At 41.3% G+C, this 21,407-nt stretch carries 17 protein-coding genes; 6 read left to right on the forward strand and 11 right to left on the reverse strand.

What is annotated here, in order from left to right; genetic code table 11:
* Window positions 1–6: 6 nt before the first annotated feature.
* Entirely contained in the window at window positions 7–192 is a 186-nt protein-coding gene (locus tag WG905_RS04555) for a hypothetical protein (protein ID WP_339590520.1), read from the reverse strand.
* A gap of 11 nt (window positions 193–203) precedes the next feature.
* Window positions 204–1,217 (reverse strand): LLM class flavin-dependent oxidoreductase, encoded by a 1,014-nt coding sequence (locus WG905_RS04560; RefSeq protein WP_339590521.1) that lies wholly within the window; start codon window positions 1,215–1,217, stop codon window positions 204–206.
* Window positions 1,218–1,388: 171 nt separating this feature from the next.
* Here WG905_RS04560 and WG905_RS04565 point away from each other — a divergent pair, with 171 nt between their 5' ends.
* Genes WG905_RS04565 through WG905_RS04575 form a run of 3 tightly spaced genes read left to right on the forward strand, consistent with a single transcriptional unit; the run spans window position 1,389 to window position 4,752 of the window.
* On the forward strand, window positions 1,389–3,722 hold the full coding sequence (locus tag WG905_RS04565; RefSeq protein ID WP_339590522.1) for a LamG-like jellyroll fold domain-containing protein: 2,334 nt from the start codon (window positions 1,389–1,391) through the stop codon (window positions 3,720–3,722).
* Entirely contained in the window at window positions 3,719–4,570 is an 852-nt protein-coding gene (locus tag WG905_RS04570; protein ID WP_339590523.1) for a T9SS type A sorting domain-containing protein, read from the forward strand. The genes WG905_RS04565 and WG905_RS04570 overlap by 4 nt, the downstream gene beginning before the upstream one ends.
* Window positions 4,567–4,752: a PID-CTERM protein-sorting domain-containing protein gene (locus tag WG905_RS04575; protein WP_339590524.1), complete on the forward strand. Its 186-nt coding sequence runs from the start codon at window positions 4,567–4,569 to the stop codon at window positions 4,750–4,752. The genes WG905_RS04570 and WG905_RS04575 overlap by 4 nt, the downstream gene beginning before the upstream one ends.
* Here WG905_RS04575 and WG905_RS04580 read toward each other — a convergent pair.
* The 4 genes from WG905_RS04580 to WG905_RS04595 are packed head-to-tail and all read right to left on the reverse strand — an operon-like array spanning window position 4,749 to window position 11,111.
* Window positions 4,749–5,603: an N-acetylglucosamine kinase gene (locus WG905_RS04580; RefSeq protein ID WP_339590525.1), complete on the reverse strand. Its 855-nt coding sequence runs from the start codon at window positions 5,601–5,603 to the stop codon at window positions 4,749–4,751. The two genes, WG905_RS04575 and WG905_RS04580, sit on opposite strands and share 4 nt — an antisense overlap.
* Window positions 5,604–5,621: 18 nt before the next feature.
* Complete coding sequence (locus WG905_RS04585) at window positions 5,622–6,932, reverse strand: TolC family protein (RefSeq protein WP_339590526.1); 1,311 nt, start codon at window positions 6,930–6,932, stop codon at window positions 5,622–5,624.
* Window positions 6,919–10,029 (reverse strand): efflux RND transporter permease subunit, encoded by a 3,111-nt coding sequence (locus WG905_RS04590; RefSeq protein WP_339590527.1) that lies wholly within the window; start codon window positions 10,027–10,029, stop codon window positions 6,919–6,921. Before WG905_RS04590 ends, WG905_RS04585 begins: the two co-directional genes overlap by 14 nt.
* Window positions 10,030–10,040: 11 nt before the next feature.
* Window positions 10,041–11,111: an efflux RND transporter periplasmic adaptor subunit gene (locus tag WG905_RS04595; protein WP_339590528.1), complete on the reverse strand. Its 1,071-nt coding sequence runs from the start codon at window positions 11,109–11,111 to the stop codon at window positions 10,041–10,043.
* A 168-nt stretch (window positions 11,112–11,279) separates the two neighbouring features.
* Here WG905_RS04595 and WG905_RS04600 point away from each other — a divergent pair, with 168 nt between their 5' ends.
* Complete coding sequence (locus WG905_RS04600) at window positions 11,280–13,067, forward strand: M61 family metallopeptidase (RefSeq protein ID WP_339590529.1); 1,788 nt, start codon at window positions 11,280–11,282, stop codon at window positions 13,065–13,067.
* 222 nt (window positions 13,068–13,289) lie between these two features.
* Here WG905_RS04600 and WG905_RS04605 read toward each other — a convergent pair whose 3' ends face one another.
* Window positions 13,290–14,096, reverse strand: coding sequence for a glutaminyl-peptide cyclotransferase (locus tag WG905_RS04605; RefSeq protein ID WP_339590530.1), 807 nt, complete (start codon window positions 14,094–14,096; stop codon window positions 13,290–13,292).
* A 43-nt stretch (window positions 14,097–14,139) separates the two neighbouring features.
* The gene (locus WG905_RS04610; RefSeq protein ID WP_339590531.1) at window positions 14,140–14,775 is read right to left on the reverse strand and encodes a flavodoxin; all 636 of its coding nucleotides are present in this window, start codon (window positions 14,773–14,775) and stop codon (window positions 14,140–14,142) included.
* Between the two features lie 495 nt (window positions 14,776–15,270).
* Between WG905_RS04610 and WG905_RS04615 the strand changes: the two genes are divergently transcribed.
* Window positions 15,271–17,457 carry a TonB-dependent receptor gene (locus WG905_RS04615; protein WP_339590532.1) on the forward strand — a complete coding sequence of 729 codons (2,187 nt, stop codon included), beginning with the start codon at window positions 15,271–15,273 and terminating at the stop codon, window positions 17,455–17,457.
* A 68-nt stretch (window positions 17,458–17,525) separates the two neighbouring features.
* Here the strand turns inward: WG905_RS04615 and WG905_RS04620 are convergent, their stop codons facing one another.
* Window positions 17,526–18,068 carry a YfiT family bacillithiol transferase gene (locus WG905_RS04620; protein WP_339590533.1) on the reverse strand — a complete coding sequence of 181 codons (543 nt, stop codon included), beginning with the start codon at window positions 18,066–18,068 and terminating at the stop codon, window positions 17,526–17,528.
* 32 nt (window positions 18,069–18,100) lie between these two features.
* A complete protein-coding gene (locus WG905_RS04625) occupies window positions 18,101–18,886 on the reverse strand; it encodes a methyltransferase domain-containing protein (protein ID WP_339590534.1) in 786 nt (261 codons plus the stop codon).
* 325 nt (window positions 18,887–19,211) lie between these two features.
* Between WG905_RS04625 and WG905_RS04630 the strand changes: the two genes are divergently transcribed.
* Window positions 19,212–20,690, forward strand: coding sequence for an FAD-binding oxidoreductase (locus WG905_RS04630; protein ID WP_339590535.1), 1,479 nt, complete (start codon window positions 19,212–19,214; stop codon window positions 20,688–20,690).
* Between the two features lie 149 nt (window positions 20,691–20,839).
* On the opposite strand, the gene WG905_RS04635 is transcribed toward WG905_RS04630, so the two are convergent.
* Window positions 20,840–21,325 carry a hypothetical protein gene (locus WG905_RS04635; protein WP_339590536.1) on the reverse strand — a complete coding sequence of 162 codons (486 nt, stop codon included), beginning with the start codon at window positions 21,323–21,325 and terminating at the stop codon, window positions 20,840–20,842.
* Between the last annotated feature and the right edge of the window lie 82 nt (window positions 21,326–21,407).

Here is a 21,407-nt window from a genome sequence, read left to right on the forward strand (position 1 = left end):
AGGCCTTTAGATTTTTACTTCTTCAAACTTCTTAAAATCCCAGTTAGCCTGGTTATTTTTACTGTACCAGACTTTATAGCTCTTTGGCGGGACGGTGAAATGGAAGGATAATTCCGTTTCAGCATCATCCTTGGGCAGGAACCCCGGTAAAAGGGTTCCGGCAATAAGTTTAATTTGTTCTTCCTTAAGCATGGTGCTTTTTGTTAAGATTTTGCTTTAAATACATCAGCCAGTAGTTCATAGGAACGTAGCTTTGCCTGGTGGTCAAATATATGTGAACTCGCCATTATCTCGTCTACCTGCGTCTGCTCTAAAAAGTCCTGCAAATCATTGGCGACGGTTTCCTTGCTTCCTATAAAAGTACAGGCAAGCATCTGGTTTACCTGCTCTTCTTCATATTCGTTCATTACCTCCTCCATGCTGTTTGCCGGGGGCTGTAAAAGCTCGCGTTTACCACTAATGACCCCTTTAAACATTCTGTATAAGGAAGTGGCAATTTTCTGTGCTTCTGCATCTGTATCAGCAGCAACCACATTCACACAAGCCAATACATAGGGTTCGGCGAGGTCGTCTGATGGTTTAAAGTTCTGCCTGTATAAATTAATCGCGGTAAGGAATTGCGCAGGTGCAAAGTGACTGGCAAATGCATATGGAAGTCCTAATGCTGCGGCCAGGCGTGCGCTATCGGTGCTGGATCCTAAAATCCACAGGGGAATGTCGAGGCCTTCACCTGGAATGGCCCTTACACTGCTGCGTTGGTTGTCAACCGACAGGTAAGCCTGGAGCTTTAAAACCTCCTGAGGGAAGTTCTGTGCAGCCATCATGCGTTGTTCGCCACGGATGGCCATTGCCGTCACCTGATCCGTACCTGGTGCACGTCCCAGACCTAAATCTATCCGGCCCGGAAATAAGGATTCAAGGGTGCCAAACTGTTCGGCGATAACAAGCGAGGAATGATTTGGAAGCATGATGCCTCCTGAACCTACCCGGATGCTTTTTGTACCGCCGGCGATATGGCCAATAACCACAGCCGTTGCTGAACTGGCCACACTGATCATATTATGATGTTCTGCCAGCCAATAGCGGGTATAACCCCATTTTTCAGCATGCTGTGCAAGATCTAAACTGGTTTTAAAAGTGTAGGCCGGTGTTTTGCCCTCTATTACGGTTGCTAAATCCAATACAGAATAAGGGATTGAACTAAGTTGTTTCTTCATTTGATTAACCATTAATTCAAATTTAAGGCTATTAATTTTAATCAGGCCAAAGCCTTAGTGATATGACATTAAGTTGGCAATGTTCGGGAATGAACTTTATGTAAAACATTTTTTATTGAGTTAATATTTTTTTACACTTGGTTTTCTTTTCTCTTTTTATCAACCGCTCTCATGTTCAAGTTTTTCAAGATATTAAAGTATTCAGGGCTCCTTATGCTCTTGTTTTCTGGTTTGGTATGTGACGCACAGCAAAGCTGGTTGCCTGGTTACAGGTACCGGAAGAAAATAACCATTAACAAGACTAAGGTAGAAAATAATGCAACGGCCCCCCATTGGTCGGATTTCTATGTTTTAGTAGAGCTGGAAGAGCCAGGCCTCAGGCACCTGGAAAATGCCTTCGAAAATAAAATCACTCACCCGGAGGGTCTAGATATTGCTTTTTCGAATGCTGTTTCGCCCCTTGCCGCTTTGAAGTTTCAATTGGTAAGTTACAACGCCCAAACAGGTAAGCTGGTTTGTTGGGTACTCATAGATAAACTTTACACAAAGACTAGTACTATTGAGAACACTAACTCTTTTTATTTTCTCTATGGAAGCGCTGTGTTGCATCAACCTCATGATCCGGTTGTGGAAAGCATGTGGAAGGGTGGCTACTATCATGTGCAGCATTTTAATGAGGCTGCAGAAGGGATGATTGGGGCTGGCAAATCATTTAATGGGATCTCCGATCAAAAGCTTGTCGAACCGCATACCAATACCGAATACACCCTCTCTGCCTGGATAAAATTGCATGAATTAGGGAGGGAACTAATGATCATGTCTAATGACAGTGCGGGTACAGGAGGTTACCAGCTCCAGGTGAATAAAGAAAATAGATTGGTGTTCATCGTCAACAGAGGTCCATCGGTAAGAACATTCACCGGCTCCAGCGTTTTAAAAATGAATGAATGGAATTTTGTGAGTACTTCCCTTACAAGTACCAGTCTTCGTATTTTGAAGAATGGAGCAAGTGAATATACAAATGCTGCACTAAATTTTACAGCACCGTTACCAGCGCAGGTCGTCATTGGCGCCAGCAAAACGGGTAATCAGTTTTTTAATGGAATAATTGATGATTTAAAAATCAGCAAAATCGCTAAAACTACACCCCGGATTCTTACAGAATATGTAAACCAAGTGAATCCGCAATCCTTTTATACCGTAGAATCCGAAGTTGCCAATCCAAATTTGGCCCCCTATGCACATACTTTTCTTGGAACAAAAGATAACGATTATGGGTTTGCTAACAACTGGAGTGGAATTACACACCCGGGCAACAATAAGAATATCATCATCGCGGCCGGGCGTACTGCGGTTCTTTCATCGAATGTGGTCATTAATAATTTGAAATTAGAAGCTGGAGCTCAAATCAATCTTACGGGTCAAATGCAGGTATTGCAAACTTTAGAGCTGGCCACGGGAGCCTCGATCTCATCAACTGGTCTGGTGGGTCAATTGCAGCTGGAGGGGCATGTGATCAACAATGGCAATATAAACTTGGTCGGTCCGCAGTCACGGCTTCTTTTTTCGGGAAACGCCCTGAACACCAACTATACAGGAGTAGGCGCTGCAACGGTGTCACTTCTTGAAATTAACAGGCCTGCTGTGGGTTCCATATTCACCCTTTCCGCCCCATTGCAGGTTATGAAATCGCTGAATTTAATAAATGGGGCGTTAAAAGCCAACGGCCACCTGGTGTTGCTGAGTTATAACGGTATTACGGCGGCATTGCGCCCTGTTCCTTCAAATGCCACCATCAGTGGAGATGTACAGGTGCAAAGTTTTGTTAACGGGACTTTCCCCTCACCTGCAACAGGGAGGGGTTGGCGCTTGTTAAGTTCTCCGGTCATCCATACTACTGTCGCCGGTAACGGACAATACCACCTGCAGGCCATAAAAAGCAGCATTTTTGTAACAGGCAGAGGCGGAACAGCCAACGGCTTTGATGCTTCGCCAAATAATGGAGCAACGATCTATACCCATAATCAATCCTTACCGGGCACCCTCGCACAGAAATACGTTCCCATTGCTGATATGCAGGTGCAAATTCCAGTTGGAAAAGGCTTTTTTGTATTTTCAAGAGGCAACAGGATGCTGCCAAATGCTTACCAGCAACAGATTCAAAGCCCACCCTTTGTCAATGCCGAGCCCTATATCCTTACTTATACCGGTCGTTTATTTACCGGTGACCTGACGGTAGAAGTGTTTAACAACAATAAAAATGGCGTAGGCGACGGATTTAACCTTGTAGGCAATCCTTATGCAGCACCAATCAGGTGGGGGAGTTTGGATAAAATTAATGTAGGACCTTTTATATGGTTATTTGATCCACTGAATAATACTTACCGTACCAGCCAGGACGAGAATGAGCTTATTCAACCGGGTGAAGGCTTTTTTATCAAAGTAAATGAAGGGGCGACCTCAGGGTCTATCAGCTTCAATGAAAGGAGTAAGGTGGTCTTATGAAGGGATACCTTTTCTTAACGGCAATGGGAGTAGTCCTGCAAATAGTCGTGGCTAAAGCGCAAGCAGTTTCTCCTAATCCTCAAGCAGCTTTGGGGAATACACAAACAGTTTCTGGCAGCGATCAAACGCAAGTTCCCCGGAACAACCTCCTGCTGCAATTGAGCAGCAGCGTTTTCTCCGACAGCTTCCAGTTGGTTTTTAAAACCGGTGGGAGCATCGATATGGACGATCAGGATGCGCTGAAAGTAAGTGAAGGTTATGTAAGTATCTCCAGCCTTCATATCATAGGATCGAAGCTGGCCATAGAAGAACGCGCTTTTCCGGTTGGGGAAGAGGAAATCAGCTTAGCGGTAAAAGGCTATGCCAGTGGTCAATATCACCTCAAAATAAAGGTAACTGCGTTTGAAACCGCCAATACAGGGATCACTTTATTCGATAAATTCATGAACAAGAAGCTGAGTTTAAAGCCTGAAAACACGATTGATTATGTCTTTACTATTGATTCAGCATTGATGGAGAGTCAGGGCGATAAACGCTTTTCCTTATTGCTGAGCACAGTCAGTCTGCCGGTGCCGGTTATCGATGCTGGTCCTGAATTACTTGCCTATCCTAACCCTTTTCAGCATCATTTATTTATCAATGTCAAAAAACACCATACACCATCGGCAGAAATAAGGATCAAAGATTTGTCAGGCAGGTTAGTCTGGCAGAAAGCTTTTGAAGATGTACAAATGAATGCTCAACTTGAATTGGAGTGTCAAAACCTGTACCCGGGCCTTTACCTGCTGGAGTGGGTCGACCACACCAATCCTAAAAAAACAAGAACCTTAAAAATAATTAAACAATGAAAGCATTAACTTTTATACTGATCATGATGCTATTGGCCATGAACACATTGGCTCAGGACCCTGGCCCAGGATTTCCAGGAGGAGATCCTGATGAGCCTGTTCCGATAGATGGTGGCATGTACCTGCTGATGGCTGCCGGAATCTTCTACGGATTAAAGACTATTAAAAGAAGGAATCCTTAAACCAGGATTCCTTCTTTTTTTAATATATAGTTATAAATTCCTTCAATAGGTTTTTGCATGATGTTACCGATTTTTACTCCGTTTGCCTTACAAACTTCGTGGAGGATGTCCTGGTAATGGTAAGCAATTGAGCCCACGAAGTGGCAATCCAAAGTTCTGTAATTGCTGTAGTCTTTGATGTTTGTTTGAACAAACTCCTGGAATACGTCATGAATCAGCTTTGAAATAAAAGGATGCTGGGTATGTTTCACCATGAACTTGCTCAGTGAAGCCAGGTAAGTATTGGGTGAAGGACTCTGATAAACATTGCTGATGACACTTTCTTTGTCGATTTTAAACTCCTCAGCAAACAAAACAGCTAATTCTTTAGGCATCTTGCCGTACAGGTAACTGGTAACAAGTTTTTTTCCAAAATGAGTTCCCGAACCTTCATCACCTAAAACGTAACCAAGGCCATGTTTACTGGTATGTACAGTTTCGCCATCGTAGTAAGATATATTTGAACCCGTACCTAAAATACAAGTTAGTCCTTCTTTATTTCCACAGGTGGCATAGGCAGATCCCAGAAGGTCATGCTCTACACTAATGAAAGCTTTGGTAAAAAATAATGATAAACCATTAGATATCACCTCATGCTTATCAGGAGATGAACATCCTGCGCCAAAGAAGTAAATTTCCTTTACGATATCAGGATTAAAGCCCAAATCTTTCTTTCTTGTAAAAAGCTTAGCGATATCCTGGGCATTCAGGAAATAGGGGTTGATCCCCTGTGTATGAAATTTAATAGGTTCATTAGGATGATATCCCATCCAATCCGTTTTCGAGGATCCACTATCTGCAACTAATATCATTTGCTAAAATTAATCATCTTATTGAATATTCAAAGTACCACTGATCTCTTTTAAGCTAATCTCTGTTAATTTAGCCTGATGTTGTGCATCTAAAAACCTGGTGATCGCCTGAATTGAGTTTCGTTGTGCTTCTCTTAACTCTATCGGAGCAATGCTGCCTAGCCTATATTTATCAAGTGTAATGGCAAGGTTCTGCCCTGCTATTTCCACATTTCCCTGCTCTACCTTAAGCAGATCAAGGTTGGTTTGGTAATCCTGGTAGACTCTTAAAAGGTCAGCACTAATTGTTTGCTGCATTTGCTCCAAAGTCAGTTGGGAAGTGTGGATGGATATCTTTGCGTTTCGCTCATTCTGCCGTTGTAAAAATCCATTGAAAATATTCATGTTGGCGGTCAGGCCATAAGTAAATCCACGGCCCTTGAATTTTTGATTAAAGCCTGTCGGATTTGCAGTCCTGGAGTATTCATAACCACTGTTTACACCAATAACAGGATATCTTTGGCCTTTCACTTCCTTAAGTGTCAGCTCAGCCACCTTTTTATTGATGAAAGCATTTTGTAAGGCAGGGTTAAGCTGTAACGTCGTTTCCTGCAGTTTCTGGTAATTGAGCTGCTGGTCGATGTCTATGCTGTCCTGTGCCCACACCTTGATGTTCAGGTCTCTTGCCATCACCTGGTTTAGGTTAACCATCGCATTAAGCAACAAGTTTTTTTGCTGCAGAACGGCCGAAGTATCCGTATTATAATCTACTGTAGCGCTGAGCACATCAAGCTTCGATCCTTTTCCAATCTCCAGTTTGTTTTTTGCGATGCGGATACGGAATCTTGAAATATCTAACGCACTGTCGGTCGCCACAACCAATTGCTGCTGCCTTACCAGGTCATAATAAGCACTGATGACCTGCGCAACCGTGTTTAGGATCGTCGCTTTTTCGTTTACTTCCCCCAGTTTTTGCAGCTCTTTTAGCTTGTCGTAAGTAGCAAACATCCGGAAGCCATCAAAGATGGTCCAGTCTAAAGCTGCACCATAACTCATATTCGTGGTCCTCACGTTGTCGTTCGTTCTTTCTTCACCTGTTGAGGTCGTTTGAACAGTTTTCTGCTTGCTTCCACCTGTGCCAAAGTTCCCCTGCACTACCGGCAATAGACCAGCATTACCGGCATTAACATTATTCCTTGCTATTTGAACATCATTGTTGACTAATTTGATGTCGTAATTATTTTGAAGTGATAGCGTAATGGCATCTTTGAGCGACAAACTTTCCTGGGCTGTTGCCAATTGAAAATAACCTGCCAAAAATATACTTAGGATAAACTTAAACTGTCTCATGTATTTCAATTTCGGATTCGGCTTTTAAAGATTCTTGAAGTTCAACATTTACCTTGTGTTCTTTAGACCAGTAAGAATAGATTGCAGGAATAACGAATAAGGTAAGTACCAGGGAGAAAACGGTACCACCAACGATCACAATACCCATACCCATACGGCTTTTTGCGGCTGCACCAAAGGCCATGGCAATAGGCAGCGCACCGATGGCAATGGCAAGACTAGTCATTAAGATTGGCCTTAGCCTGGAAACTGAAGCTTCCCTGATGGCATCATGAACATTCTTGCCCTGTTCTTTCAATTGGTTGGCAAATTCCACGATAAGGATCCCGTTTTTGGTTACCAGTCCGATGAGCATGATCGTACCGATCTGACTGAAAATATTCCAGCTTTGACCAAATAACCACAGCGATAAAAATGCCCCTGCCACGGCCATAGGTACCGTTAAGATAATGATGGCCGGATCCTTGAAACTTTCAAATTGCGCGGAGAGGATCAGGTAAACCAATAAGATAGCCAATCCGAAAGCAAATAGTGTATTAGAAGAACTTTCCTGGAAATCTCTTGACTCGCCGCCAAGGTCTGTCGAGAATGTTTCATCAAGTACTCTTTCTGAAATCCTGTCCATGGCTTCAATACCCTCACCAATACTTTTTCCCGGTGCCAATCCTGCAGATACGGTTGCGGAAATAAAACGATTGTTACGGTATAATTGCGGCGGACTGCTTTCTTCCTCCGCATGAACGAGGTTGTCGAGCTGAATCAGCTCATTTTTATTGTTCCTCACATACACCGAGCTTAAGTCCAGCGGTTCCTTACGGTTATTTACTTCAAACTGACCGATGACCTGGTATTGTTTACCATTCATGAAAAAGTAAGAGAAACGTTGTCCACTCAGGCCAAGCTGTAAGGCAGAGCCTATTTCTTGCACCGACACGCCGAGATTTTTTGCCTTTGCTCGGTCAATGGTCAGGTTGATTTCCGGTTTATTGAATTTCAAATTCACATCAGACATAGTGAAGGTAGGGTCTTTGGCGACCTCCTCCATAAACAGAGGCACTTTCTCACGCAGTTTTTCGAAGTTTTGTGCCTGGATAATGTAATTGACAGGCAGACCACCTCTTCGTCCTACAGAAATAGTAGGTTGCTGTGTAACCACAACTTTTCCCTCAGTATATTTCCTGGTGATACTCGTTAAATGAGCAGCAATTTCTGCCTGTGAACGATCACGATCACCCGGATCCACAAGTCCCATTCTTACAAAACCGCCATTGGTAGAGCCACCGCCAAAACCAGGAGAGGTAATGGTAATGTTCACTTTCATTTCAGGCACTGAATCCATCACCATTTGGTTTATTTTGGACATGAAACGATCGGTATAGGCAAAAGAGGCACCTTCAGGCGTGGTTATATTCATATTGATGGCACTGCGGTCATCATAAGGAGCTGTTTCTTTAGGTAAGAGATTCCAGAATAAGGCTATTAAACCAACGCAGAACACCAAAATCGGTATAGCCAGCCACCTCTTATCCAGGAATTTATTGAGGTTATCTGCATAAGTCTGATTCAGTTTCACAAAATAAGGCTCTGTCATATCATAGAACTTCGATTTTTTGTGACCGGTCTTTTTCATCAGGTAAGCATTCAGCATCGGCGTTAAGGTTAGCGATACAAACGCAGAAATAAGCACCGCGGCACCGATTACTATACCGAACTCCCGGAATAACCTGCCCACAAAACCCTCCATGAAAACCACCGGTAGAAACACTGCTGCAAGGGTAACGGAAATAGAGATGACTGCAAAGAAAATCTCATTAGCGCCTTTAATAGCCGCTTCAAAAGGAGAATAACCCTCTTCAATCTTTTTAAAGATGTTTTCCGTGACCACAATTCCATCATCCACCACCAGTCCTGTTGCTAAAACAATGGCCAGTAAAGACAAAACATTAATGGAAAAGCCAAAAATGTACATGATGAAAAAAGTAAAGATCAGGGATACCGGAATATCGATCAGCGGCCTGAAGGCAATTGCCCAATCTCTAAAAAAGAGGTAAATGATGATGATCACCAGTACCAGTGAAATCATAATGGTTTCCGCAACCTCGGTTACCGAACTTTTAATGAAACGGGTGTTATCTAAAGATATATTAAGTTTAATGTCCTTTGGGACATCCTTTTGCAATTGCTCAAATCTTTTGTAGAACTCATCAGAAATAGCCAGGTAATTAGCTCCCGGCTGGGGCACCAGGCCAATGGCAACCATGGGTTTACCAGATTCCCTCAATACGGTCTCTTCATTTTCTGAGCCTAACTGCGCATAGCCGATATCTTTCAGCTGTACCACGTTATTGGAATCACTTTTAAGGATAAGGTCGTTGAATTCTTGTTCGGTAGTTAGTTTACCTAATGTTTTTACCACTAATTCAGTGTTTTCGCCGGTAATTTTACCTGAAGGCAATTCTACATTTTCAGTGTTCAACGCGTTGACAATGTCTTGCGGCGTTAAACCATAAGCAGCAAGTTTATCAGGCTCAATCCTGATGCGCATGGCATATTTGCGCTGACCCATAATCTGAATACTGCTCACCCCGGTAATGGTTTGCAGCCTGTCGGCGATAACATTTTCTGCAAAGTCACTCAGCTGCATCACATTGCGTTTGTCGCTTTGAATGGTCATCGTAATTACCGCATCAGAGTTGGCATCGGCCTTGGTTACCGTAGGGTTGCCGTCAATATCTTTTGGTAAATTTCTTGCTGCCTGAGAAACCTTATCACGCACATCATTAGCCGCATCATCAATATTTTTATCGAGGTTAAATTCGATGGTAATATTACTGCTGCCCTGGTTGCTGGAAGAAGATATGTTCCTGATCCCGTCTATACCATTGATGGATTTTTCAAGCGGTTCAGTAATTTGGGATTCGATAATGTCTGAGTTGGCTCCAGGGTATGAAGTACGTACAGAAACAACCGTAGGGTCAATGTTAGGATATTCCCTGACACCGAGGAAAGAATAGCCGACGAAGCCAAAAAGCAGGATCATCAGGTTCATGACAATAGCCAGAACGGGCCTTTTAATGCTGGTGGTTGAAATGCTCATGTTGCTGTTCTTTAGTTATTTACGATAGTAACATTCACAGGGGCATCTGGTTTTAATGCCATTGCACCGGTGGTTAAAACAGTATCTCCAACTTTTAGTCCTGATGTAATTAATATAGCCTCTGCCGTACGTGTGCCAGCTTCAACCGGTATTTGTTGTGCTTTTCCGTTCCTGCTGATATAAACCGTTTTACCTTTCAAAACAGGAATAACGGCTTCGTTAGGAATCAAGATGGCATCTTCCATGGTGTTCAGGGACACTTCAATTTTAGCAAAGGCACCTGGTAAAAGTTCCATATTCGTGTTTGGTGCTAAAGCCTTGATCTGCAAGGTCCTTGTTTGCGCATCAATTCCTGGTTCAATGGCAAATATTTTCCCGCTAAACTTTTTTGTAGAACCGCTGGTTGTAAACGATATAGTAGAATTTTGCTGAATTTGTCCGGCATATTTTTCCGGAACAGAAAAGCTGATTTTTATGGGGTTAATGCTCATCAAGTTGGCGATCACCTTTGAAGGTGTAATGTATTCGCCGGTAGAGATAGAACGCAATCCTATTTTCCCACTAAAAGGGGCGTAGATGGAAGTTTTGGCTAATTGTGCACGGATGAGTTGTGTCTGTGCTTTTAGGGATTGTAAGTCAGCAAGTGAGGTGTCGTACTCTTCCTGACTGATGGCTCCTTTTTCGAGCAGTTGTTTCGCCCGGTTTTCATTCGTTTCAGAAAGCTTCTCCTTGGTACGGGCTTGCTGCAATTGTGCCTGTATATCACGGTCGTTAATTTTCACCAGTAAAGCACCTTTACTTACATTGGTGCCCTCCTTAAAAAATATACCTGTAACAAGGCCGGCAACTTCACTTTGAAGCGCAATAGATTCATTGGCCTCAATGGCCCCGGTTATACCCAGTCCATTATTGAAATTACCTTTACTAACCACCATTCCATTAACATTTAATGAAGCTGAAGGACCATTTTTGCCCTTGCCATTGCCAGTGCCTGCAATTTTTTGGTTAGCAGAAATACGGTAATAAATAAGGTAAGCGATGCCAATGACAATCAGGGTGTAAACAATATATCTAAGCTTCATAAAGTTGAGTGTGCTAATGTTAGAGTACAAAAATATTTAAATTAGTTGTTAGCTTGGCGTTGTATTAAGTATGTTACAGCTTAATTTATTAATGAAAGGCAAATGGTTTATATAAGTTATAAATTTGCAGCACTAACCCCATAAAAAATAAAAACAATTAATATATAGATGAAAAAATCATTATTAGGTTTAGTCGTATTATTAACATTAAGTATGGCAGCCAGATCACAAGTGAAAATAGGTTTCGAAGTAAGTTTTATAGAGCCACAGGCACATTATGCAGAGGTAGAAATGAATATCTCTGGCTTAAACAAAGATTATATTGATGTTAAAATGCCGGTATGGGCACCCGGATCTTACCTGGTACGTGAGTTTGCTAAAAATGTAGAAGGTTTTAAAGCACAAACAGCAGGAAAAGCAGTGAAGGCCGAAAAAGTAGATAAAAACACGTGGCGCATTTACAATGCAAAAGCCAGTGCAGTAAAAATCAATTACCGTGTTTATGGTTTTGAAGTATCTGTGCGTACTTCATTCATTGATGATTCACATGCTTTTTTATCTTCAACAGGTGTTTTCATGTATCCTGATGGGATGATTAAATCTCCAAGTACAATCAAAATTGTCCCTTTCAAGGGCTGGTCAAAAGTTTCTACCGGTCTTGAGCCAGTAAAAGGTCAGCAGTTTACTTACCATGCAGCAGATTTTGATATCCTGTTTGATAGCCCGATTGAAGTGGGTAACCAGGACATTTTCGAATTTACCGCAGCTGGTGTAAGGCATGAAGTGGCCATGGTTGGTGGCGGAAATTATGATAAAGAGCGTTTAAAAGTCGATATGGCTAAAGTGGTGGAAGCATCAACGGCTGTTTACGGCGAAAACCCCAATAAGCATTATACTTTTATTGTGCATCATTTCCAAAGAGGTGGTGGTGGTTTAGAGCACATTAACTCTACCGTTTTAGGCGCCTCACGCGATCAGTATACTTCAGAACGCGGTTATAATGGCTTTTTAAACCTCGTGGCTCATGAGTATTACCATTTATGGAACGTTAAACGTTTACGTCCGGTGGCTTTAGGTCCATTTGATTATGATAAAGAGAACTATACCACCAATTTATGGATATCGGAGGGCTTTACAGCTTATTATGAAAATAAAATCATGCTGAATGCAGGATTAATTGACCCGGATACCTTTATCAATAACCTGGCTACTGCCGTGGCAAATGTGGAAAATACACCTGGTGCAAGAGTGCAAACTGTTGCAGAAGCGAGTTTTGATGCCTGGATTAAATTTTACAGACCTAATGAAAACTCTAGTAACTCTACAATTTCGTATTACGCTAAAGGCGAAGTGGTTGGCCTGTTAATGGATTTAGAAATCGCGAAGGCCACCAAAGGTGCTAAAAGCCTTGACGATGTGATGAAAGCAATGTATGTACAGGGGAAAACCTCAAAAAGAGGTTATACTGATGCTGAATTCAAAGCAATGGCGGAAAAAATCAGTGGCATCAGTTTCTCGAATTTTTATGCTAAATATGTAAATGGTACACACCCTGCTGAATATCAAAAATACTTTGGTTATGCAGGAATTAAGGTGAAAAATGAAAATGAGGGAACAAGTATTCCCTATGTTGGTATTGCCTCAAGAACTGTTGAAGGGGGTGTGTTTATTACGGCTGTTTCGCGCAACTCTGCTGCTTGGGTTGATGGCTTAAATGTAAATGATCAAGTGATCAGCGTGGACGGTGTTCCTGTTGAAGCTGTAGTGGAGCGCATGCCTGCCATTACAAATAAAAAAGTGGGTGATGTAGTGAAGTTTAAAGTGGTAAGGGATGGCTTGGAGAAAACCTTTGCGGTGACCTTAAAAGCTAATCCTAATATAAAACTGACCGCTGTAATTGACGACAAGGCTAATGCACAGCAATTGGCAGTGAGAAAAAAATGGTTCGGTAATTAAACTCGGTAATTAAACAAAATAATTATCCTCACCCCTGGACTTGTTCCGGGGGTTATTTTTTTGTTATCGCCGTTAAATGATATTCCATTAAAAGTTATTAATGACATTGCTCGTCACAAGCTTTTCTATTAGATGCTGAAATGAAATCAGCATGACGACTCATTTAGAGTATGACGACCCACTTATGATGGAGCTCTTTTTCTTTTGTGATTTGTATTCCAACTAGTCATTTGTAAGTTCAATTTCATAGATTATCGGCCATAATTTCCCAGTGACTAGCAATCTTTTGGTATCCGGGTTATAGGCAATGCCATTAGTCTCCTGGGCATTAGCGTTAATTTGTAATGCGTTATCTTTTAAATTGGTTAAATCTAGTTTTCCAACTACGTTTCCGTTAGAAGGGTCAATTTTAAGGATATCGTCTTTGAGCCATATATTTGCATATATAAAGCCTTCTATATATTCTAATTCATTTAAATATGGAACAGCATATCCATTTTCAGCTACGGAAATTGTTCTGATAGTCTTGAAGTCTTTGGGGTCAATATAACTAAGTACATGAGTTCCATCACTCATAATAATCTGTTTACCATCGGTTGTGAGTCCCCAACCTTCATTATTGGCAAATCTATATTGGCCTAATTTGCTGAAAGTTGAATCATCATAGACAAAGCAGATTTGATTTTTGTAGGTAAGTTGGAAAACCTTGTTTTCAAGGAAAACTATGCCTTCGCCGAAGTAAATACTTTTATCAAGTTTAACTTTCTCAGTAATTTCACCATTTTGTAAATCTAAAATCCCAATTACAGATTCCGTTTCAGGAAAATCCAAAGGTGACCCAGTGCTTTCATATAAAAGACCTTTATGAAATGTCAGACCTTGGGTAAAAGAATTAGTACTATGAGGAAAACTTGCCTTAATAGAATAATTGATTTGAGGTGTTACTGAAATTGCATGGTCTTTTTCAGCAGACTTATCGTTTGTACAACCAGCAAAAAATATAACTATTAAAAACAGATAGCTCTTCATTAGCTAAATATATGAAATTAATAGACTGAGATATGCAGCCCCTTTATTTTGTAATTTCAGCGCTTAATTTCCCTAACCATTTCTTTATCTCGTTTTGTGCTTGTTTTTCTTTTTCTCCCTTGATGACGAAATATACCCCGTCTCTTTCCACGCCGCCTTTCGTTGAAAATCCTTCCAGTACCTTGCTGTTCGGACTTAACTTCTTTAAAGTTTCAAAACTGCTCCCAATGCCATAACCTGCATTGGTATTAAATGGGATAATGATTTTTCCCTTCAAGTCATATTGATTTAAAAAACTTTTCATGGGTGGCGGTAATTGCATTCCCCAGGTGGGAAAGCCTATAAATACCACATCATAGTCGCCGATGTTGTCGATCTTTGTTTTAAGTGGTGGCAAAAAACCCGTTGCATTTTCATTTGCCACCTGCTCTACAATTGCCTTGTAATTTTCCGGATAAGGTTTAACGAGCTCCAGTGCAACCAGCGTTCCGCCCACATTCTTTTGTATAAGCTGTGCAATTGCCTTTGTATTATTTGTTCGGGATAAATACACGATCAAGATCTTTTTATTGCTGAAGGTGGCCTGTTTATCAGGAGATGCCTTCTGTGCTTTTAAACAACCGGATAGAACACCGACAAAAAGGATGATCATTAAAAAGAAGGTCTTTTTATGTTTCATTGGGATAAATGTTTTTCAAAGATGAATCTCTCGTAAGATGATAATATCATGATTCATGCCACCAATAATGACCCTGTAGTCTATTTTTCATATTGAGTAGAATTATCTACTTTTGTCCCTGTGAAAATCTTCGCGCTTTTTTTATTTATTGTTGTACTCACGCTAACCGTCATGCCATGTTGTGCATCGGAAGAGGGGGAAGTACATCTACACGAGATAGTGAAAAAAGAAAAGCATGAATGCAATGACAAGGATGATGACTGCTGTAAAGAATGTTCACCGTTTTATGTATGTGACACCTGCATGGGATTTACCGCTACCCATCTGTCTATATTGACATTTGTCTCGCATTTTAGACCTGTACAACACAATACCATATACCTTCCTGTAAAGATCTCAGCCATCGCAACAACCATCTGGCAACCGCCTAAACAAGACTTATACTTACCCAAAGTCCTTTTAGGACATGTTTAGGAATTAATTATATAAAATCACATGATGAAAAGAATGATTGTGCTTTTGGCATTGCTGTTTGTTACAGCTGCTGCCTTTGCTCAAAACACTTATAAAGCCGTCATCAAAGACGCGAAAACAAACCAGCCTTTGCCCGGAGTAAATATTGAAGTTCTAGGTACCACACTGGTCACCACAGCTGATCCTTCGGGCGCAATTACCATTGATCAAATACCTTCTGGCAGGCAAATTATCCAGTTTAGCTATGCTGGCTTTCAAACAAAAACTGACACATTAACTTTTCCTTTGGCTCAAAATGGCCCTGCGATCGTATTATTGCAAAAAGCAGAAGAAGAGGAAGAGGAATTGGATGAAGTGGTGATTTCTGCCACCAGAAGCAGCAGAACGATTGACAACATCCCTACGCGGGTAGAAGTCATCGCAGGTGAAGAACTGGATGAAAAAGGAAATATGAAGCCCGGGGATATCCGTATGTTGCTGGCAGAAAGTACGGGTATTCAGACCCAGCAAACCTCGGCAACCAGTGGAAACTCCAGTATCCGCATCCAGGGGCTGGATGGAAAGTATACCCAAATGATACGTGACGGCTTTCCATTGTATTCTGGTTTTTCCGGTGGCTTGGGCCTGTTACAGATAGCCCCATTAGACCTGCAACAGGTAGAGGTAATCAAGGGATCTTCATCTACTTTGTATGGCGGTGGTGCCATTGCTGGCTTAGTGAATCTAGTGTCTAAAAAGCCCACAGAGGAGCGTCAGCTTAATTTTCTTTTGAATGGAACCTCTGCTTTAGGACTGGATGCAAGTGGTTTCTACAGTCAGAAGTTTGATAAAACCGGTATCACCGTGTATGGGGGGTATAACAAAGGAACTGCTTATGACCCTTCGGATATTGGCCTGACGGCTATTCCTAAGTTTGACCGGTTTACGCTAAATCCAAAGCTGTTTTTTTATCTGAATGAATCCACTACACTTTATGCCGGTATAAATGCCACTACTGAAAAACGTATCGGTGGCGACCTGGAATATGTTAAAGGAAATGGCAACGCACAAAATGCTTACTTTGAACGAAATAAAACCGGGCGCTACAGTTCGCAGGTTGAACTGGATCATCAACTGAATGAGAAAGAAAAGCTGGTTTTACGGAACAGTGTTAGCTATTATGACCGCAGTATCGGCATGCCAGACTACTTGTTTTCGGGCGTACAGGTTTCATCTTATAGTGAGGCCAATTACAGTCGCAATGGTAAAAATGCGGATTGGGTGGCTGGCCTGAACTTGCTGACCGATCGATTTAAAGAAGATAACAACAGCAACATTGCTTTGAGAAGTTATAATTATACCACCATTGGTGCGTTTGCACAAAATACCTGGAACTTATCTGATCAATTTAGCATTGAATCTGGTGTTCGTGGGGATTATCACAATGAATATGGGTTCTTCTTTTTACCACGTGTGTCTGGCCTATGGAAGATCAACGAACATTTTTCTACCCGCCTGGGTGGTGGGTTGGGATATAAGGCCCCATCAGTGTTTACTGAAGATGCAGAGAGGATACAGTTTAGAAATGTGTTGCCGATCGACGTGGTAAACACCAAGGCAGAACGTTCTTATGGTGCAAATTATGATGTAAATTACCGGACGAGTTTATTTGATGGTGAAGTCGGTTTTAGCATCAATCAGATGTTTTTCTACACCCGCATCAATAACCCAATCATGCTTACAGCGGCTACAGGTAACAACTTAGCTTATGTACAGCCAGCAGGTAACCTGGACACGAAAGGAATGGAAACTAACGCCAAAATCACCTACAAAGATTTTAAACTGTTCATCGGTTATACACTGGCTGATGTAAATCAGCATTCAGGCGGCACAAGCACCGCTTACCCCCTTGTTTCCAAGCACCGATTAAATAATGTGCTAATGTACGAGGTGGAAGACAAGTGGAAGATTGGTGCTGAGGCTTACTATTACAGCAAGCAGAAACTCAATGATGGTGCAACCGGTAAAGGCTACTGGACTGCCGGATTGATGATTGAAAAGCTATGGGAGCGTTTTTCGGTGTTTTTGAACTTTGAGAACTATACCGATACTCGCCAGACCAAGTTTGATACCATTTATACCGGGAGCCTCACCAATCCAGTGTTCAGGGATATTTATGCACCTGTTGATGGATTTGTTGTCAATGGTGGTGTAAAAATTAGATTATAATGTTAAATGAAGCTATTGTGATTAAATACCATGATAGCTTCATGATCAAATACTCTCCAGACAAACATTTATGAAACATAGGAGGCGTTATTTGCATTTTTCACGTGAGCTAAATGGTGTTCACAATGCCAGGCATAAATTCCAATGTTAGTTTTCAAAGAAATTAATTCACTTGTCTCAGGATGTTTGAATTGTCTTTCGAGGTCTTTATCGGATAGATTTTTCAGCAACATTATCCATCTTTCGTGTAAACCTTCTAATATCTTCAATGAACTTTCTACTGGGAAATTTTTCGAGTCGGATAACTCAGCCCAGGAATTTTCAAAATATGGTTTTATGGTTGGCGTGTCTTCTGTTAATGCTAGTTTAAATCTTATGAAGCTGTTCATATGACTATCGGCACAATGATTTACAACTTGTTTAATTGTCCAACCACTTGGTCTGTATTGTTTCTCAAAGTCTTTTTCTGTGAGGTTCTTAACTTCATTACTTAACTTCTTTGGAAATTCTTCAATAATCATAATCCAATCTTCGATTTGCTTTTTATCAATATGCTCAGGTTTTTGAAATTTCCCAATTGGATATTTTAGTTTTTCGATGTCTTTTTCCATTGTAGATTTTAAATTCCGTATTGGTAACTTCTTCATGCCTTTCCTCTAACTTCCTTTAACTTCATGATCATCTGTTTAGCATCAGTTTTTATCCACTCATCATATTCCTCGATAGCTTTTAACCTTAAATCTTCGGTGATGTAACCCTCATCAACAATTTGTTTTAAGTTGGCAACCTTTGACCAAATCCCTATTCTTTCCAAAAAATTTTGAGCTTCCTTCTTATAAATCTCGTCAGCATTGAAAATTTCAATGGAATGAAAGCCAGCTTCAATAAAAAAGTCAGCCAGGTCATCAGCGATCCGGTTATTCATTCCAGCATCGGCTCGCCATTTTAAGAAAGCCCGATAGAACACCTGCATACTTTCTGGCGGCAGGGGAGACCATTCTAATTTTTCATGATTATAGTCAAGAATGGAAATTTGTCCACCGGGGTTTAACAGGCTCTTCATTATTCTGAGCGCGTCTTTCGGGTGACTAAGCCATTGCAGCGTTCTGGCGGAAACAATCAAATCAAAATTTTTATCATTCGTATAGTTAAATAGATCACTATAAACGAGTTCAAGATTGGGGGTTTCCTTGTAGCTTTCCTTGCCACTTGTAATAAACTTTTCTGTATTGTCAATGCCAATAACACACCCTGTGGGGGCAACTAACTTTGCAATGCCATTTGAAATGGCACCTGTTCCACATCCTACATCCAAAACCCGCATGCCTTTCTTTAGTATTGGAATTAGTGTGCCGTAATCTGTTTGCAAACTACGGTTATCAAATATTTTATTGGTCTGCTGATGGTCACGGTTAATTGTTTTATTCATGATGGCCAGGCTTTCGGTGAGTTGTAGCTAAGGTATGGCAACACATCGATACTTCATCGTCATTTCCTGCAAAACTTTCAGTAACCAGTGTATTCATAAAATATAAAGTAATGACTTGCTGATTTACAGAAGAACATTATCTTTGTAAGAACACATTGCGCAAATACGGATATAGAGACGGTTTAGCGAAATTCCAGTTCTATTTGTGTGTTGTATGCAAGTATAACAACACTTATTAGGACATAGCCAATTAAGATGATTCTTTTGTTTAACCATTTCCCTTTCCGTTCTTGGATAAAATTGGTAAGATGAAAATAATATCTATATGTCCTACATAGGAGGAACTATCAAAACACGTCGTGCGTTTATTAAACAGTCGGCAATAGCTGCCGGAATGCTCACGCTACTACACGCATGTGGACAAAGCTTCAGATCATGGAAGTCACCACTTGACCCGGATGCAATAAGCAATTTTAGGAAAAGTTTCAGCGGGCATATTATTTTACCGAGTGATTCAGCATACGAAACAGCACGCCGGGTGCTTGCATGGAACCCCGAAACAGATAAATACCCTGCTATTATTGCGCAATGCAAAAATGAACAGGATGTTTTGAGATGCATTGATTTTGCTCATCAACATGACCTGGAAGTGTCTGTGCGATCCGGTAATCACAGCAATCTAGGCTGGGGTACTTGTGAAAACGGCATCGTTATTGACCTGTCGAAAATGAAGGACATTACTATTGATCCTCTTAGGCAAACGGCGCAGGTTACGACTGGCAACACAGCAGCAGAGATTCTTGCCGCTGCTTCCGGCTACGGTCTTGCGCCAGTATTAGGTCAATGTGGCAGCGTAGGATCTGGTCTTTTGTTAGGTGGCGGTTTAGGTTGGCTTTCGGGGTTATATGGAGCGTCTTGTGATAACATAATTTCAGCCCGTATTATCACAGAAGATGCCCGTACACTAAAAACAGACGAAAGTACCAATCAAGACCTATTCTGGGCCATTCGTGGTGGTGGCGGAAACTTTGGCGTTGCTACTTCATTTGAATACAAATTGCATCCGATTAGCGAAGTGCTTGCCGGTAGCTTTATTTATCCAATCAATAAGGCCCGTTCATTACTCCGGTTCTTTGGGGAATTTATGTCGGCTGCTCCCGATGAACTGCAAGCTGACTTCTATCTGGCCACGCAAGGCAAGGGAAGTATTACGGTACAGTTTGTTTACTCGGGCAATCTGGATAAAGGGGAGCGACTGCTTGATGCATTCCGCAGGTTCATTGCTCCTGAACAAGATTCGGTAAAGCGCAGGAATTTCTCGCAAGTGTATAATATGAGTGCGGATGGTGGAATGATTCCCTGCCCGTTCGATTCAGATAAAGGTTCATATATTGAACAACTATCGGATGAAGTAATCGATCTTATACTTGAGCGCTTTGCACAACCGCCGCCGTCATGCGGATTGGTTTTCAACTTTAGTCACTACGTGCATGGAGAAGTTTGTCGTGTTGCACCGGATGCAACGGCTTTCGGGCTTCGTAAGGAAGGTGCTGTACACCTTGTGTCTTGGGTGCAATGGAAAGATCCTGCAAACGCCTCGGTATGCATAGCGTGGCTAAACAAAACATTTGAACTAATGCAACCGTATTCGGGCGGGCATATTTATGCAAATTTTATGAGTACAAGAGGAGAAGCTGCATCAAAAAGTACCTTTGGTGCTAACTACCCACGTCTTGTGCAGTTGAAAAAGAAATACGATCCGCAAAACTTTTTCCATCTCAATCAGAATATTTTGCCGAAATAAGATAGTTAGTCTTCAGCAAGCTGACAGCAACGACGCGTGGCTCTCTAGCATAAAAGTCAAAGTATTTGTTTGTTGGGGCTGGAATCATACATAAAAAAAGCCCGATGCATCAAAAATGCATCGGGCTTTTTTTATTAGTTTAAAAATTTCTAGAACGTAAAGCGGAAAGATAATCCTAGTCCGGCTCCGTCAAATTCCGTGTCTGGTGCAAGCTCAATTGCTGGCTTCCAGTCTAAGGAAAGATTTAATGGCGCACCAGTAAATTTATAGTCTAAACCTAAAACGCCGTCTACCGATAGGTAAAGGTCGTTATTATGATTGTAATCGTTTTTGTAATTTACAGATCCTATAGTACCACCGGCACCATAGTACCAGCCTAATCCAGGTGCTCCGGCTATAGGCATATTGATTTCATACAAACCTGTTAAACGGAAATAATTCACATCACGGTGTGACCTAAAATTAGCGATAATGTCCAACATTTTATTGCCACCTAAAGAAGTCTTAAACGTTACACCATTTGCCGTTCCAAAACGACCACCAATAGCGTTTTTATAATTTTGTGCCTTCGAAGTGCTGTACATGGCAAGGGAAGTAAGCACTATTAAACTTAGAATAGTAAAGATTTTTTTCATAATATATTATTGTATTTAATAAAGGAGTCCCAATAACAAATACTATGCCGCTCCTTTGAATAAGTGATTATTATTTGTGTTT

It is taken from the genome of Pedobacter immunditicola (assembly GCF_037482985.1).
GTDB lineage: Bacteria > Bacteroidota > Bacteroidia > Sphingobacteriales > Sphingobacteriaceae > Pedobacter > Pedobacter immunditicola.

Excerpts from the sequence above, each read along its gene's own strand:
- WG905_RS04620 (WP_339590533.1), bottom strand. The coding sequence starts at position 18,068 with ATGGAAAAAGACATCGAAAAACTAAAATATCCAATTGGGAAATTTCAA.
- WG905_RS04560 (WP_339590521.1), bottom strand. The coding sequence starts at position 1,217 with ATGAAGAAACAACTTAGTTCAATCCCTTATTCTGTATTGGATTTAGCA.
- WG905_RS04585 (WP_339590526.1), bottom strand. The coding sequence starts at position 6,932 with ATGAGACAGTTTAAGTTTATCCTAAGTATATTTTTGGCAGGTTATTTT.
- WG905_RS04625 (WP_339590534.1), bottom strand. The coding sequence starts at position 18,886 with ATGAATAAAACAATTAACCGTGACCATCAGCAGACCAATAAAATATTT.
- WG905_RS04600 (WP_339590529.1), top strand. The coding sequence starts at position 11,280 with ATGAAAAAATCATTATTAGGTTTAGTCGTATTATTAACATTAAGTATG.
- WG905_RS04615 (WP_339590532.1), top strand. The coding sequence starts at position 15,271 with ATGATGAAAAGAATGATTGTGCTTTTGGCATTGCTGTTTGTTACAGCT.
- WG905_RS04570 (WP_339590523.1), top strand. The coding sequence starts at position 3,719 with ATGAAGGGATACCTTTTCTTAACGGCAATGGGAGTAGTCCTGCAAATA.
- WG905_RS04580 (WP_339590525.1), bottom strand. The coding sequence starts at position 5,603 with ATGATATTAGTTGCAGATAGTGGATCCTCGAAAACGGATTGGATGGGA.
- WG905_RS04555 (WP_339590520.1), bottom strand. The coding sequence starts at position 192 with ATGCTTAAGGAAGAACAAATTAAACTTATTGCCGGAACCCTTTTACCG.
- WG905_RS04630 (WP_339590535.1), top strand. The coding sequence starts at position 19,212 with ATGTCCTACATAGGAGGAACTATCAAAACACGTCGTGCGTTTATTAAA.
- WG905_RS04565 (WP_339590522.1), top strand. The coding sequence starts at position 1,389 with ATGTTCAAGTTTTTCAAGATATTAAAGTATTCAGGGCTCCTTATGCTC.
- WG905_RS04575 (WP_339590524.1), top strand. The coding sequence starts at position 4,567 with ATGAAAGCATTAACTTTTATACTGATCATGATGCTATTGGCCATGAAC.
- WG905_RS04635 (WP_339590536.1), bottom strand. The coding sequence starts at position 21,325 with ATGAAAAAAATCTTTACTATTCTAAGTTTAATAGTGCTTACTTCCCTT.
- WG905_RS04595 (WP_339590528.1), bottom strand. The coding sequence starts at position 11,111 with ATGAAGCTTAGATATATTGTTTACACCCTGATTGTCATTGGCATCGCT.
- WG905_RS04605 (WP_339590530.1), bottom strand. The coding sequence starts at position 14,096 with ATGAAGAGCTATCTGTTTTTAATAGTTATATTTTTTGCTGGTTGTACA.
- WG905_RS04590 (WP_339590527.1), bottom strand. The coding sequence starts at position 10,029 with ATGAGCATTTCAACCACCAGCATTAAAAGGCCCGTTCTGGCTATTGTC.
- WG905_RS04610 (WP_339590531.1), bottom strand. The coding sequence starts at position 14,775 with ATGAAACATAAAAAGACCTTCTTTTTAATGATCATCCTTTTTGTCGGT.